Below are 14,615 nucleotides of genomic sequence, written 5' to 3'. Positions count from 1 at the left end.
TCCTCCAAAATAATTAAATGGAATTACTTTGAATTAAAAGGAAAATTTAATAAAAAAGCAGATAAATAAACATTTAAATAGTTAAAATTGTTTAATTTTATTTGTTGGAATGAAATTTTTGGCGGATTTTTTAATAATTGAGTAGTACTATTTTCTTTCTCGGTAGTGACAATGGTCTCTAAACAAATGTAAGGGGATTGTATATACTTACATATAGAGGGAAGGAGGAGGTAGCTTGATTCTAGTTCGGAATGACAACTTTGAAATTTCTGAAGAAAATGGCAAGGTATTTATGCTTACTTTTAGTGCCGGATTCCCATTAAAAGAATTTGATAGCATCCTACGTAGTCATCCACGACTTAAATTATCTAATTTTTCAATTTTAAAAAACGTGTTATCAACCCCAAACACAAGCCCAGTTGAAATTGGACGCTGGCTTCCGAATGTTGAAGCGGAGATCGCACGTGATAAAATGTCAGCCTCTATTTTTATATATGAAACACAAGAGTATATTCAAAATAATAAAGAAAAATTGACACAGCAAATACGAGAAACACTTGAAGAAAAAGGAATTGTTTACGGAATAGTAGACTTTGATATTTCAAAGGCTGAATCAGGAAAAGCATTTTTAATTGCTCAAGGCGAACAACCTATAGCAGGGATGGATGCACAAATTACATATTTGCCTAAACCGGAGAGAAAACCGGTCATTCGAGAAGACGGTAAAGCCGATTACTATGATATGAATTTTATTTCAGAAATTTCAGAAGGCTCGTGGCTTGGTGAAAAGATTCCTGCTACATTAGGTAAACCAGGAAAAAACGTGCTTGGTGAAGTAGTCGCTGCTGTACCTGGGAGAGATTTTCCTATTAAATACGACACAAAATCGGCCTATGAAGTGGAAGAGGACGGGAAAATCGTCATTCGCTCTAAAATTGCGGGTGTTTTAGATGATGTCAAAGGAATGATTGGTGTAAACAGACACCTTCCTATAAACGGTGATGTTGGCGTGGAAACAGGCAACCTAGAATTTAATGGTTCTCTCAGTATTAAAGGAACAGTAACAAATGGTTATACGGTTATTGCAACTGGTGATATTTCAATCGATGGTGCCGAAGGTGTAAGCGGTGCCAAATTGATTAAATCCATAGAGGGGGATGTTTATATTCGGGGAGGGATTTTTGGACTTGGTTCAACAGTAGTGGAAGCGGGTGGCAATATATTTGTTAAGCATGTGAATGAAGCGAATTTATTTGCAGGTGATAGTATTCATATTGGTTTTTATGCGCTAGGATCACAGCTTTCTGCCCATTCTATTTATGTTGATGAACGAAAAGGTAAAATCATTGGTGGGCGAGCAGTAGCAAAAAATACGATCGTCACAGCCATTTCTGGAAACCGTCTAGAACGCCGAACGGATTTAATCATTGAAAGCATCAATAAGCAAGAAAATAATTCAGTCATGCAAGAAAAAGCAGCCCAGTTAAAACAGTTGCAAGCAGAAATTTTAGCACATGAGAACAAAATGAAAAGTCTATTGCCATTTCTCAATCAGATGTCTAAAGAACAAACTGCTTCATTTGAAGAGACAAAACAAGCCTTAACCAAATTAAAAGCTGAAGCAGTGGAGTTAGATCGTGAAATTAAGCTATTAATGGATGAAATGCGCCATGTAGGGAAAGAAGAGATTGTAGTGACAAAAGAAGCACATCCAGGTACTTATATTCAAATTGGCAGAAAGTCATCGTTATTAAGCAAAATGACGAATGGTAAATTCCTGCTAGAATTTGGTGAGCTCAATGTCTAATTCTTGTATTCCTGTATTTGCACATCGAGGTGCTTCTGCTTATGCACTAGAGAATACTCTTCAAGCTTTTGAAAAGGCGATGGAGCTAGGGGCTGATGGCATTGAATTAGACATTCAATTTTCTAAAGAGGGATTACCCGTAGTGTATCACGATCCACAGCTATCAAGACTTGTGGGCAGCAATAAACTGGTGAGCGATTGTACGATGGAGGAGCTTCTACATTTTAAACTTGGCAAGCCTTGGAGACGTCTATTTTCATCGTATAAAATGCCGGCATTTGAGGCAGTTTTAGTGTGGGCAAATATGCATCAGATGCCATTGAATATTGAATTAAAATCAACCATCTTAGACAATAAGAGAGGGCTGATTAATTTCCTACAGGGGTTAGTTCTGCCAGAGGGGAGTCATTTTTCATCCTTTCACTATGAGCTTTTAGAGATTGTTAAAAAACATAGACCGGAATTTGAAACGGCCCTTATAGCCACAAAAAAAATCAAATGGGATCTTCTAGCTGATTATAAAGCAGCTGATACTGTGCATATGCATAAAAGGTACTATAAACCAAGATACTTGGAGGCTTGTGTTATAAATGAAAAAGCCTGTCGTTTTTATGCGATTGATGGCAGTGAACTATTTTTAACGAATCCACATCATGCTGTCATTGGATGGATTACGGATTATCCTGATAAAGTCATCGCAGTACAAGAACGTGTATAAAAATAGCTATCCAGTAAGTCGAGTGTGACTTATTTGGATAGCTATTTTTATTTCTTTTGGAAGCGTGGTGCTACTTTTCCATTTTTTCTGTCGCGATGTAGTAAAAATCCTGCGAAAAAACCAAAGCCTATCACGAAGAATATAACACCAACTACAAATTGTAGCCATAAAAATGGGAATGGCGAAATAAGCTTACCAAATAATGTATCACGCATAAATTTAATGCCACCTGCAGCCATAAGACCTGGAATAAGCATTACAATAAATGCAGCTAAACGGGCCATACTACCCCTCCTTATTCCTATGATTAATTGTACCTGTGGATGGTGGAATGTCAAGGAAGGTAGAAACGAATATAATATTTTCGCATAAAAACGAGGAGGGACAGAAAGTAGCATTTGTAACTGAATGTTTAGAAAATTCTTACTTAAATAAGAATATGTAATAATAGTTGCGAAATTGTGAATTTGTCAGTATTGTAAAAATAAGTGGAACAATATTATCCATTACTAAACAATTTTTTCTTCAAGCATTGGGGTCTAAACACCTACTGAATAAGAGGGGTTCAGAGCTAGTTAAGAGATAACGCTAAGAGGAATAGATTGTTAGACAAAACATGATGGGATGGGCATTTGGGGATGCACTTTCCAAAGCAAAGGGGCGAGTTTCATGGAAATCTTCAAGTATATGGAAAAGTATGATTATGAACAATTGGTATTTTGCCAAGATGAAGCATCAGGGTTAAAAGCGGTTATCGCTATCCATGATACAACACTAGGACCAGCACTAGGTGGAGCACGAATGTGGACATATGCATCGGAAGAAAATGCTATTGAAGATGCGTTGCGTTTAGCACGAGGAATGACTTACAAAAATGCTGCAGCTGGTTTAAACCTTGGCGGTGGAAAAACGGTTATTATTGGAGACCCATTTAAAGATAAAAACGAAGAAATGTTCCGTGCGTTAGGTCGTTTCATCCAAGGATTAAATGGACGTTATATTACTGCTGAAGATGTAGGTACAACTGTTTCAGATATGGATTTAATCCATGAGGAAACAAATTATGTAACAGGAATTTCTCCTGCATTCGGTTCTTCAGGTAATCCATCACCTGTAACAGCTTATGGGGTTTACCGTGGTATGAAAGCGGCTGCAAAAGAAGCATTCGGTTCCGATTCATTAGAAGGATTAAAAATTTCTGTACAAGGTCTAGGAAATGTAGCCTACAAGCTTTGCGAGTATTTACATAATGAAGGGGCAAAACTTGTTGTAACAGATATCAATCAAGCTGCAATTGACCGAGTTGTCAATGACTTTGATGCGATGGCTGTAGCACCAGACGAAATATATGCACAGGAAGTTGATATTTTCTCACCTTGTGCTTTAGGTGCCATTTTAAATGATGAAACAATTCCACAATTAAAAGCCAAAGTAATTGCTGGTTCTGCTAATAACCAATTAAAAGATTCACGTCATGGTGACTATCTACATGAATTAGGTATTGTTTATGCGCCAGACTATGTTATCAATGCTGGTGGCGTTATTAACGTTGCAGATGAATTATATGGTTATAATCGTGAACGTGCAATGAAACGCGTGGATGGAATTTATGATAGTATTGAAAAAATCTTTGCGATTTCAAAACGAGATGGCATTCCAACATATGTGGCAGCGAATCGCTTAGCAGAGGAACGCATTGCTCGCGTAGCAAAATCTCGTAGCCAATTCTTAAAAAATGAAAAAAATATTTTACACGGTCGCTAATAGACACAGTAAAAACATTATAGAAGTCGCATTGTCGACTTCTTCTAATTTTCAACAAGAAAAAAGACCATGAATAAAGTGAAGCTAAAGTTTTTCTGTAGCAAAAACGGACGTTAAAAAATTGGCAAAGTGATTGTTAAGTAAATAAAGACTTTAGCACTTTTCTCAAAAGGGGGAATAAACATGGCTCAAAATTATGATGTTGTCATTCTAGGTGGCGGTACCGGCGGATATGTTGCAGCCATCCGAGCTGCGCAGCTAGGTTTGAAAACAGCAATTGTTGAACGTGAGCGTTTAGGTGGTACCTGCTTGCATAAAGGCTGTATTCCGAGTAAAGCCTTACTTCGAAGTGCAGAAGTATATCGAATGGCCAATAAAACGGCTAGTGAATATGGTGTCGATATTGCAGGCGTGACACTTCAATTTGACAAAGTTCAAGCTAGAAAACAAGCAATCGTAGAGCAATTAAGCCAAGGTGTGAATACACTGATGAAAAAAGGCAAAATAGATGTTTATCACGGTACAGGGCGAATTTTAGGACCATCTATTTTCTCACCAATGCCAGGCACAATTTCTGTTGAAATGTCCAATGGTGATGAGAATGAAATGCTTGTTCCTACAAATGTTGTGATCGCAACTGGCTCGAAGCCTCGAGGGATGGCCGGTTTAACAGTTGATGGGCAATACGTACTAAATTCAGATCATGCCTTAGAGTTAGCAAGCTTGCCAAAATCATTATTAATCGTCGGTGGCGGAGTAATTGGCATTGAGTGGGCATCTATGCTTTGTGATTTTGGTGTATATGTAACGGTTGTAGAATATGGTCCATCTATTTTACCTGCAGAAGATGCAGACGTTGTGAAAGAAGTGACGAAGCAACTTGAAAAACGAGGTGTTCGGATCGTTACGAATGCTCGATTAGATACTACTACATTCAAAATTGAAAATGATAACGTTTTCATTTCGGCGAAAGTGAATGATCAGGAAGAAATATTTGAGGCGGATAAATTATTACTTTGTGTAGGACGTGAAGCGAATACGCAAGGTATCGGGTTAGAAAATACGGAAATCGAAGTTGAAAACGGCTTTATTAAAGTGAATGATTCTTATCAAACAAAGGAATCCCATATGTATGCCATTGGAGATGTCATTGGTGGCTTACAATTAGCACATGTTGCCTCTCATGAAGGTCTATCAGCCATTGAGCACATAGCGACAGGTAAAACAAAGACATTGGATGCTCTCAATGTACCGAAATGCGTTTATTCTTATCCAGAGGTTGCAAGCATTGGTTTAACAGAAGGTGCTGCAAAAGAGAGTGGCCTTTCTTTAAAAATCGGTAAGTTTCCGTTTAAGGCGATTGGTAAGGCTCTTGTAAATGGAGAGACTGAGGGCTTTGTCAAAATAATCGCTGATAAAGAAACAGATGATATTTTAGGTATTCATATGGTAGGACCGCATGTAACAGATTTAATTGGGGAAGCATCGTTAGCGAAATTATTGGATGCCACACCTTGGGAAATTAGTCAGGCTATTCATCCACATCCATCCTTAAATGAGGTTTTAGTGGAATCTGCTTTGGCAGTAGATGATCGTGCTATCCATTTTTAATTTTCTGAATTTCTTAGCTAAACTATCCAAAAGTGGGGATATAGGATAAGATAGTTATTTCTCTATAATACGAAAGGGGTGTTCGTATGCAAGATGTTCAAATCAAACATGAAGAATTAGGTTTGTCAAATGAAGATGTACTTGCTATGTTCGAAACAATGTTAATGGCCAGAAGATTAGATGAGCGTATGTGGTTATTAAACCGTTCTGGTAAAATTCCGTTTGTTATTTCCTGTCAAGGGCAGGAGGCCGCACAAGTAGGAGCAGCCTTTGCACTTGATAAAAACAAGGATTATATCGCACCTTATTATCGTGATATGGGTGTTGTATTACATTTTGGAATGACACCAAAAGAATTGATGTTGTCTGCTTTTGCAAAAGCAGAAGATCCAAACTCTGGTGGTCGTCAAATGCCAGGTCACTTTGGTCAAAAGAAAAATCGTATTTTAACAGGGTCATCTCCTGTTACAACGCAAGTTCCACATGCAGTTGGTGTTGCACTGGCTGGACGTCTACAAAAAGAAGATTTTGTTTCTTTCGTTACGCTTGGTGAAGGCTCATCCAATCAAGGGGACTTCCATGAAGGAGCAAACTTTGCAGGTGTTCATAAGCTACCAGTTATTATTATGGTAGAAAACAATCAATATGCTATTTCTGTACCCGTAGAACGTCAATTAGGCTGTGCCAAAGTATCTGATCGTGGAATTGGCTACGGAATGCCTGGAGTGACAGTTGATGGGAAAAATCCGTTACAAGTGTATAAAGTGGTGAAAGAAGCCGCAGACCGCGCACGTAATGGGGAAGGGCCAAGCTTAATTGAAACGGTAACATATCGTTTAACAGCCCATTCATCAGATGATGATGACCGTCAATATCGTACGGCTGAAGATATTGCTGAAGGTAAGGCTAAAGATCCGATTCTATTATTCGAAAAGTATTTAATGGATGCTGGCGTTATGACAGAAGCAATACGAACTGAAATTGAAGAGCGTGTTATGGCTGAAGTTAATGAAGCAACAGATTATGCAGAAGCGGCTCCATATGCACAACCAGAGCATGCACTTAAATATGTTTATGCACCAGTGGACGGAGGTGACGTGTAATGGCAGTAATGTCTTATATTGATGCGATTACATTGGCAATGAAGGAAGAGATGGAACGTGATGAACGTGTTTTCATTTTAGGGGAGGATGTTGGTCGTAAGGGCGGTGTATTTAAAGCAACTACGGGTCTGTATGATCAGTTTGGTGAATACCGCGTCCTTGATACACCTCTTGCAGAAAGTGCTATAGCTGGGGTAGGTATCGGGGCTGCGATGTATGGCATGCGTCCAATCGCTGAAATGCAATTTGCCGATTTCATTATGCCAGCTGTTAACCAAATCGTCTCGGAGGCAGCTAAAATTCGTTACCGTTCTAATAATGACTGGTCATGTCCAATGGTCATCCGTGCACCATTTGGCGGTGGCATTCATGGGGCGCTTTATCATTCACAATCTGTAGAAGCACTTTTTGCTGGTACACCTGGTTTGAAAATTGTCATTCCATCAACACCCTATGATGCAAAGGGCCTGCTGAAAGCAGCTATTCGTGATGAGGATCCGGTATTATTTTTCGAACATAAACGTGCGTACCGTTTAATTAAAGGTGAAGTACCATTAGACGATTACACATTACCTATTGGTAAGGCAGATGTGAAACGTGAAGGGGATGATGTAACAGTTATTACCTATGGTTTAGCTGTACATTTTGCTCTACAAGCAGCGGAACGTCTTGCTGCTGATGGTATTTCTGCTCATATTCTTGATCTACGTACTGTTTATCCACTTGATAAAGAGGCGATTATTGAAGCAGCAAGTAAAACAGGAAAAGTTTTACTTGTTACAGAGGATAATAAAGAAGGCAGTATCATGAGTGAAGTTGCAGCAATTATTGCAGAACATTGTTTATTTGAGCTTGATGCACCAATTCAACGTCTAGCAGGACCTGATGTGCCAGCTATGCCATATGCACCAACAATGGAGAAATATTTTATGATTAATCCTGAAAAAGTTGAACGTGCAATGCGAGAACTTGCGGCATTTTAATAAATCACACAAGGCTGTTTAAAAAAATGAAAGCCTTAGACGGAAGTACAGATTTTGACTTGATCATAAAATAGTCAAAATCTGTCTTGTTGCCTATCTATGTTTTATGATTTAGCGCGACATCAGATACAATGACGCCTAGGCTTAATTGATGGGAGGAATAAAGGATGTCAGTTCAAAATATTACAATGCCTCAACTCGGTGAAAGTGTAACAGAAGGTACAATTGAAAAATGGCTTGTAAAGCCTGGAGATACAGTTAAAAAATATGATCCACTAGCAGAGGTCGTAACAGATAAGGTAAATGCAGAAATCCCATCCTCATTTGAAGGGGTTATTACGGAGCTTATCGCGCAAGAAGGTCAAACATTACCAGTTGGAGCCGTCGTATGCTCTATTGAAATAGCAGGGGAAGGTGAATTACCACCACCGCCTCAAGAAAAAAAATCTTCAGTAAGCTCAGCTATTTTAAATGCAGGGGTTCAAAAGAAGCAGGAGGCACCTCAACCAGCTCCTACGCCTTCAGCTACGCCAAAAGAAGTACGCAAGGATAAAGTGCGCTACTCACCAGCTGTTCTTCGTCTTGCCCAGGAGCATGATATTGCACTCGATCAAGTAACAGGAACAGGCGAGGGTGGTCGTATTACAAGAAAAGATCTGCTTAAGCTCATTGAAACTGGCAATATTCCAACAGCAAATGATGTCGTGCCAGCACCATCAGCTGTTCAAACAACATCAGATGCTACTGTAGCACCAGCTCAGCAGCAACAAGCAGAAAAACCAGCAGCACCAGCACAACCTGTTCACCCAGGAGATATTGAAATTCCAGTGACGAAAGTGCGCCGTGCGATTGCAAATAATATGGTAAGAAGCGTTCATGAAGCGCCACATGCTTGGATGATGATGGAAGTGGATGTAACAGATTTAGTAGCTTACCGTGATAGCTTAAAGAATGAATTTAAGCAAAAAGAAGGCTTTAATCTTACATATTTCGCCTTCTTTGTAAAAGCAGTTGCTCAAGCCTTGAAGGAGTTCCCAATGTTGAATTCGATGTGGGCAGAAGATAAAATTATCCAAAAGCATGACATCAATATCTCGATTGCGGTAGCGACAGATGATGCCTTATTTGTCCCTGTTATAAAACACGCTGATGAGAAATCCATTAAAGGAATTGCTAAAGAAATCCATGAGCTTGCAGTAAAAGTTCGTACAGGGAAATTGGCAATGGATGACATCACAGGTGGTACATTTACAGTTAATAATACGGGAGCATTTGGCTCAGTTCAATCAATGGGTATTATCAATTACCCACAAGCAGCAATTTTACAAGTGGAAAGTATTGTAAAGAAACCAGTTGTTTTACCAGGTGGAATGTTTGCTGCTCGTGATATTGTGAATTTATGTTTATCATTAGATCATCGAGTACTTGATGGACTTGTATGTGGCAAATTCCTAAATAGAGTAAAAGAAATACTCGAAAATACGAATAAATCTTCAACGTCAGTCTACTGATGACTCGTCGGAAACCTGCTGTATAAAGGTTTCCGATTTTTTTTATGCTTTTCGAGTCGCTATTTGTCATGTAGAATAACAAATAGAAACTACTAAGGGGGGAAGCTGATTAGCGTCCGCATGTCAAACAACATGAAAAATATTGAATTTGAAATACCAGCCTATTCAGACTGGCAAGATGCAGCAATCAAAGCTTTAAAAGGGAAACCATTTGAGTCACTATTTACGAAAACAAATGAAGGTGTTACACTACAGCCACTTTACACACAAGAAAGCTTAGTAGCAAAGCTTGGTGAAGAGCTTGATTTACAAGTTGCCACAATCCGTTCCCAACAAAATAATCAAGTTTTTCAGGTGGCACAGCAAATTCATGCTGATACAAGTGAAGCTTTTTTTGCTCAACTTGAAGATAGTTTAGCACGAGGCAATGAAATTATTACGATTGATAGCCGTGTGAATTTTGTTTGGACAGAAGAAGTATTGGTCAAATTAGCATCATATTTCTCTGAATATTCATTTAAAATTACTATTCAAAATTCAAAAGACCCATTATTAGCAGTATTCGATCATATAGTAGAGGATCAACGAGAGGCAGTTAAAGGATTCATTGTTTCGAAAGATCCTATTTCTTTAGGTGCTTTTCCGAGCGTGCGCTCAGTCAGTGCAGATACAACTGTTTATCATAATGAAGGTGCCAATGCAGTACAAGAATTAGCCTATGCACTTGCATTAGCAGCAAAATTTGCCGAGCAGGAAGATAGCTTTGAAGCCTTTTCGAAGAAGTTTTTTGTCTCGTTTGCTATTGATACACAATTCTTTACGGAGATTGCAAAACTTCGTGCTTTTAAAGTACTTTGGAAAGCGTTCTCATCTGCTTATGGTGTGTCAAACAATGTAAAAATCCCAACAGTTGCCGAGACATCGTTAAGAAGCTTTTCTAAATTAGATGTTTATGTCAATTTATTGCGTTCTTCAAATGAAGCGCTTTCGGGATTAATCGGTGGTGCCGACCTCTTTACTGTTCATCCACATGATGTATTAACGAAGCCTACGGAGCAATCTATTCGTATTGCCCGTAATGTATCATTAATTTTAAAAGAAGAAACAAATGTCCTGAAAGTAACTGATCCTGCAGGCGGTTCTTATTTCATTGAGTCGTTAACAGCGGACTTTGTGAAAGAAGCATGGGCATTATTTTTAGAAATTGAGGCAGCCGGTGGAATTGATGAATACACAGCATCTGGTAAGCTGGCAGAGGAAATAGAAAAATCCTATCGAACTCGTATAAATGCTGCAGAAACACGCAAGCAATCATTAATTGGAACAAACATTTATGCTAATCCAGCCGATGCCCTTGAACAGGAAACAAATCCATTATTTGCTGACATTAAGCGTATCGCCATTCCATTTGAAAATCTGCGTGGAAAAATGACAGCAGCCCATGTCCAAACAGGCATTCTAGCAATAGGTACATTAAAAAGCGCTAAGCCACGTGCCGATTTTGTAGCTGGTTTCTTAAATACAGTTGGCCTAGTTCCCGAAAAAAGCGAGCCAGTAACAACTGTTGAAGAGGCAGTAGCATGGCTAAAGGCAACAGAGGCTAGATATGTGGTGATTGCAGGTAATGATGAAGATACAAAAGAGCTTGTACCAGCCATTTTAGCTAATAAACCAGCAGATGTGATAGTAGATGTTGCTGGTAAATTTAAAGACGAAGAAGAAGCATGGTTAGCAAATGGCTTAAACGGCTTTATTTTCGCAGGACAGAATATCATTGAAAAATTACAGTCTGTGTTCGCGAGCATGAAGGAGGTCCAACGATGAGCAAGCCAAATTTTAATGCAGTAGAAATAGAAAAAGTTTTAACAACTGAAGCACCTCAAGCGTCTGAAGACAAATTTATGACGAATGAAGGAATTGAAATTAAAGATATCTATACAAAAGAAGATATTAAGGAAGCTAAACATTTAAACGACGTAGCTGGTATTGCACCTAATACACGTGGTCCATACCCTACCATGTATGTAGCTCGTCCGTGGACAGTTCGACAATATGCAGGTTTTTCAACTGCTGAAGAATCTAATGCCTTTTACAAACGAAACTTGGCAATGGGGCAAAAAGGGCTTTCTGTAGCATTCGACTTAGCAACACACCGAGGCTATGACTCAGATCATCCACGTGTAACGGGGGATGTAGGGAAAGCTGGTGTAGCTATCGATTCTGTTGAGGATATGAAAATCCTTTTCGATCAAATACCGTTAGACCAAATGTCCGTTTCTATGACAATGAATGGAGCAGTATTACCAGTTCTTGCATTCTATATTGTAGCAGCGGAAGAGCAAGGGGTAACTCCAGAGAAATTAGCAGGTACGATTCAAAACGATATTTTAAAAGAATACATGGTGCGTAATACATATATTTACCCACCAGCTATGTCGATGAAAATTATTGCAGATATTTTTGAATATACAGCAAAGTATATGCCTAAATTTAACTCTATTTCGATTTCTGGTTACCATATTCAAGAAGCAGGCGCAACAAATGACATTGAGCTTGCGTATACATTAGCAGATGGCTTGGAATATGTACGTACAGGGTTAAAAGCAGGGATTGATATTGATGCATTTGCGCCTCGACTATCGTTCTTCTGGGCAATTGGCATGAACTATTACATGGAAGTTGCTAAAATGCGCGCAGCACGTCGTATTTGGGCACAGATGATGTCAACGTTTAATCCGAAAAATCCAAAAACATTAGCATTGCGAACACATTCACAAACATCTGGTTGGTCTTTAACCGAGCAAGATCCATTTAATAATGTTGCACGTACGCTAATCGAAGCGAATGCTTCTGCGATGGGGCATACACAATCTCTTCATACGAACGCACTAGATGAAGCAATTGCCCTTCCAACCGATTTCTCTGCCCGTATCGCTCGTAATACTCAGCTATTTTTACAAGAAGAAACAGCGATGACGAAAGTGATTGATCCGTGGGGTGGTTCATACTACGTCGAGAAATTAACAGACGAAATCACAAATTCCGCTTGGGCACTAATCGAAGAAATTGAAGCCCTTGGCGGAATGGCCAAAGCAATAGAAACTGGACTTCCAAAAATGAAAGTCGAGGAAGCTGCGGCTAAACGTCAGGCGAAAATCGACTCTAAAACGGAAACCATTGTCGGGGTAAATAAATATCGTTTAGCAAAAGAAGAGCCAATTGATATTCTCGATATCGATAATACAATTGTACGCCAAAAGCAAATTGAACGTTTAGAAGCAATGAAGGCAGCTCGAGATGAAGCGGAAGTGCAAAAACATTTAGCTCGTTTAACGAAAGCTGCTCAAGATGGGGAAGAAAACTTACTTGCTGTTGCAGTGGATGCAGCGCGTGCACGTGCCTCTTTAGGTGAAATTTCTGATGCCATCGAAGCGGTTTCTGGACGTCATAAGGCCGTAATTCGCTCTATTTCTGGTGTTTACTCTGCAAACTTCTCTGATGAGGAGCAAATTGCAGAAGTAAAACAAATGACAGAAGAATTCCTTGAAAATGAAGGTCGTCGTCCACGTATTTTAGTAGCCAAAATGGGACAAGATGGACATGACCGTGGTGCTAAAGTTGTTGCAACAGGCTATGCTGATTTAGGCTTTGATGTGGATATTTCACCATTATTTATGACACCAGCCGAGGCAGCTCAAATGGCTGTTGAAAATGATGTTCATGTCATTGGGGTATCATCTCTAGCAGCAGGTCATAAAACATTGGTCCCTGAATTGGTTGCAGAGCTTGAAAAATTAGGACGTGGAGATATTATCATTATCGTTGGCGGTGTTATTCCAGCGCAAGATTATGAATTCCTATATAATGCCGGCGCAGTAGCTATTTTTGGACCAGGTACAGTAATTCCTGTATCCGCACAAAAAATTATAGAGGAAATCTACAAACGTTTAGGCTATGAGGAAGTGTCTGAATAATGGACAAAAATAAAGAAATGGAAGACAGTGCGCTATTTGTCATGGACGGAGTCGAGGCAACTCACGACGGTATGCAATATGGTACACCGAAAAAATTCCGAAAGAAAAAGGCCGACAATTTGAATATACGAGAGCTTGCACAACAGGTACGTGCGGGCTCTCGCACCCATTTGTCAAAAGCCATTACCCTCATAGAAAGCTCTAATGCAACCCATAAAGTGCAAGCACAAGAGCTATTACAGGAGCTTCTCCCGCATACAGGGAATAGTATTCGAATAGGCATTACAGGTGTTCCAGGAGCAGGGAAGAGTTCCTTCATTGAAGCTTTCGGAACAATGCTTTGTGAAATGGGGAAACGAGTTGCTGTCCTTGCGATTGATCCAAGCTCTTCATTATCCGGAGGAAGTATTCTTGGGGATAAAACGCGCATGGAGGAGCTCGTCAAGAAGCCTACTGCATTTGTCCGTCCATCCCCATCAGCAGGTACCCTAGGGGGTGTTCATAAAAAGACACGTGAAACAATGTTAGTTTGTGAAGCGGCTGGCTATGATGTGATCTTAATTGAGACCGTTGGTGTTGGGCAAAGTGAAACCTATGTCCGTGGGATGGTTGATTTCTTCCTATTACTCGTTTTAACAGGGGCTGGCGATGAGCTGCAAGGCATGAAAAAAGGAATCATGGAATTAGCGGATGCCATTATCGTGCATAAAGCTGATGGTGATAATGTTCGTTTAGCCAAAAAAACAGTTGCAGAGTATAAGCAAATTTTACATTTTTTACAGCCTGCCACACCTGGTTGGATGTCAACATCGATGCCAGTGAGTTCACTAGAAAAACGGGGACTTGATAAGGTTTGGGCGACAATTGAACAATTCAAACAAATTGTGGAAGACAATCAATATTGGGCTACTCGACGTCAAAATCAAACAAAAGAGTGGTTCCAATCTATGATTACTGATCATCTAATTGATTTATTTTATGGGAATCCACAGCGAAAAGCCCATGTACAGCTGCTTGAACGCCAAATTTTAAGCGGACAATTGACAGTCACACAGGGTGTTGATCGTTTATTTAGCGAAGAGCAGGAAGACAAGTAAACTAGTCATATTGAAATCTTAGTAAAATCAAGTGATTTGTGTTGAGC

At 39.4% G+C, this 14,615-nt stretch carries 11 protein-coding genes; 10 read left to right on the top strand and 1 reads right to left on the bottom strand.

Features of this window, described 5'->3' with window-relative positions; genetic code table 11:
• The first annotated feature begins 235 nt into the window (after positions 1-235).
• Complete coding sequence (locus MKY49_RS14150) at positions 236-1,807, top strand: DUF342 domain-containing protein (RefSeq protein ID WP_274793614.1); 1,572 nt, start codon at positions 236-238, stop codon at positions 1,805-1,807.
• Positions 1,800-2,525, top strand: a complete 726-nt coding sequence (locus MKY49_RS14145) for a glycerophosphodiester phosphodiesterase (protein ID WP_274793613.1) — start codon at positions 1,800-1,802, stop codon at positions 2,523-2,525. The genes MKY49_RS14150 and MKY49_RS14145 overlap by 8 nt, the downstream gene beginning before the upstream one ends.
• A 47-nt stretch (positions 2,526-2,572) precedes the next feature.
• Here MKY49_RS14145 and MKY49_RS14140 read toward each other — a convergent pair whose 3' ends face one another.
• Complete coding sequence (locus MKY49_RS14140; protein WP_004231186.1) at positions 2,573-2,809, bottom strand: DUF2627 domain-containing protein; 237 nt, start codon at positions 2,807-2,809, stop codon at positions 2,573-2,575.
• A 385-nt stretch (positions 2,810-3,194) separates the two neighbouring features.
• Here MKY49_RS14140 and MKY49_RS14135 point away from each other — a divergent pair, with 385 nt between their 5' ends.
• The 8 genes from MKY49_RS14135 (at position 3,195) to meaB (ending at position 14,568) form a co-directional block, all read left to right on the top strand.
• Complete coding sequence (locus MKY49_RS14135) at positions 3,195-4,289, top strand: Leu/Phe/Val dehydrogenase (RefSeq protein WP_274793612.1); 1,095 nt, start codon at positions 3,195-3,197, stop codon at positions 4,287-4,289.
• Positions 4,290-4,472: 183 nt separating this feature from the next.
• On the top strand, positions 4,473-5,900 hold the full coding sequence (gene lpdA, locus MKY49_RS14130) for a dihydrolipoyl dehydrogenase (protein WP_341386536.1): 1,428 nt from the start codon (positions 4,473-4,475) through the stop codon (positions 5,898-5,900).
• Positions 5,901-5,986: 86 nt separating this feature from the next.
• The gene (locus tag MKY49_RS14125; protein ID WP_274793610.1) at positions 5,987-7,003 is read left to right on the top strand and encodes a thiamine pyrophosphate-dependent dehydrogenase E1 component subunit alpha; all 1,017 of its coding nucleotides are present in this window, start codon (positions 5,987-5,989) and stop codon (positions 7,001-7,003) included.
• Positions 7,003-7,986 carry an alpha-ketoacid dehydrogenase subunit beta gene (locus MKY49_RS14120; protein ID WP_274793609.1) on the top strand — a complete coding sequence of 328 codons (984 nt, stop codon included), beginning with the start codon at positions 7,003-7,005 and terminating at the stop codon, positions 7,984-7,986. Before MKY49_RS14125 ends, MKY49_RS14120 begins: the two co-directional genes overlap by 1 nt.
• A 167-nt stretch (positions 7,987-8,153) precedes the next feature.
• On the top strand, positions 8,154-9,497 hold the full coding sequence (locus MKY49_RS14115; protein ID WP_341386535.1) for a dihydrolipoamide acetyltransferase family protein: 1,344 nt from the start codon (positions 8,154-8,156) through the stop codon (positions 9,495-9,497).
• A 120-nt stretch (positions 9,498-9,617) separates the two neighbouring features.
• Complete coding sequence (locus tag MKY49_RS14110; protein ID WP_274793607.1) at positions 9,618-11,321, top strand: methylmalonyl-CoA mutase family protein; 1,704 nt, start codon at positions 9,618-9,620, stop codon at positions 11,319-11,321.
• Entirely contained in the window at positions 11,318-13,471 is a 2,154-nt protein-coding gene (gene scpA, locus MKY49_RS14105) for a methylmalonyl-CoA mutase (RefSeq protein ID WP_341386534.1), read from the top strand. The genes MKY49_RS14110 and scpA overlap by 4 nt, the downstream gene beginning before the upstream one ends.
• The gene (meaB, locus tag MKY49_RS14100) at positions 13,471-14,568 is read left to right on the top strand and encodes a methylmalonyl Co-A mutase-associated GTPase MeaB (RefSeq protein WP_322605589.1); all 1,098 of its coding nucleotides are present in this window, start codon (positions 13,471-13,473) and stop codon (positions 14,566-14,568) included. Before scpA ends, meaB begins: the two co-directional genes overlap by 1 nt.
• The last annotated feature ends 47 nt before the right edge of the window (positions 14,569-14,615 follow it).

The sequence above is a fragment of the Lysinibacillus sp. FSL M8-0134 genome (genome assembly GCF_038069745.1).
Lineage (GTDB): Bacteria > Bacillota > Bacilli > Bacillales_A > Planococcaceae > Lysinibacillus > Lysinibacillus irui.
The sequence above is the reverse complement of the archived record's forward strand: the minus strand, read 5'-3'. Positions and strand labels throughout refer to the sequence as shown.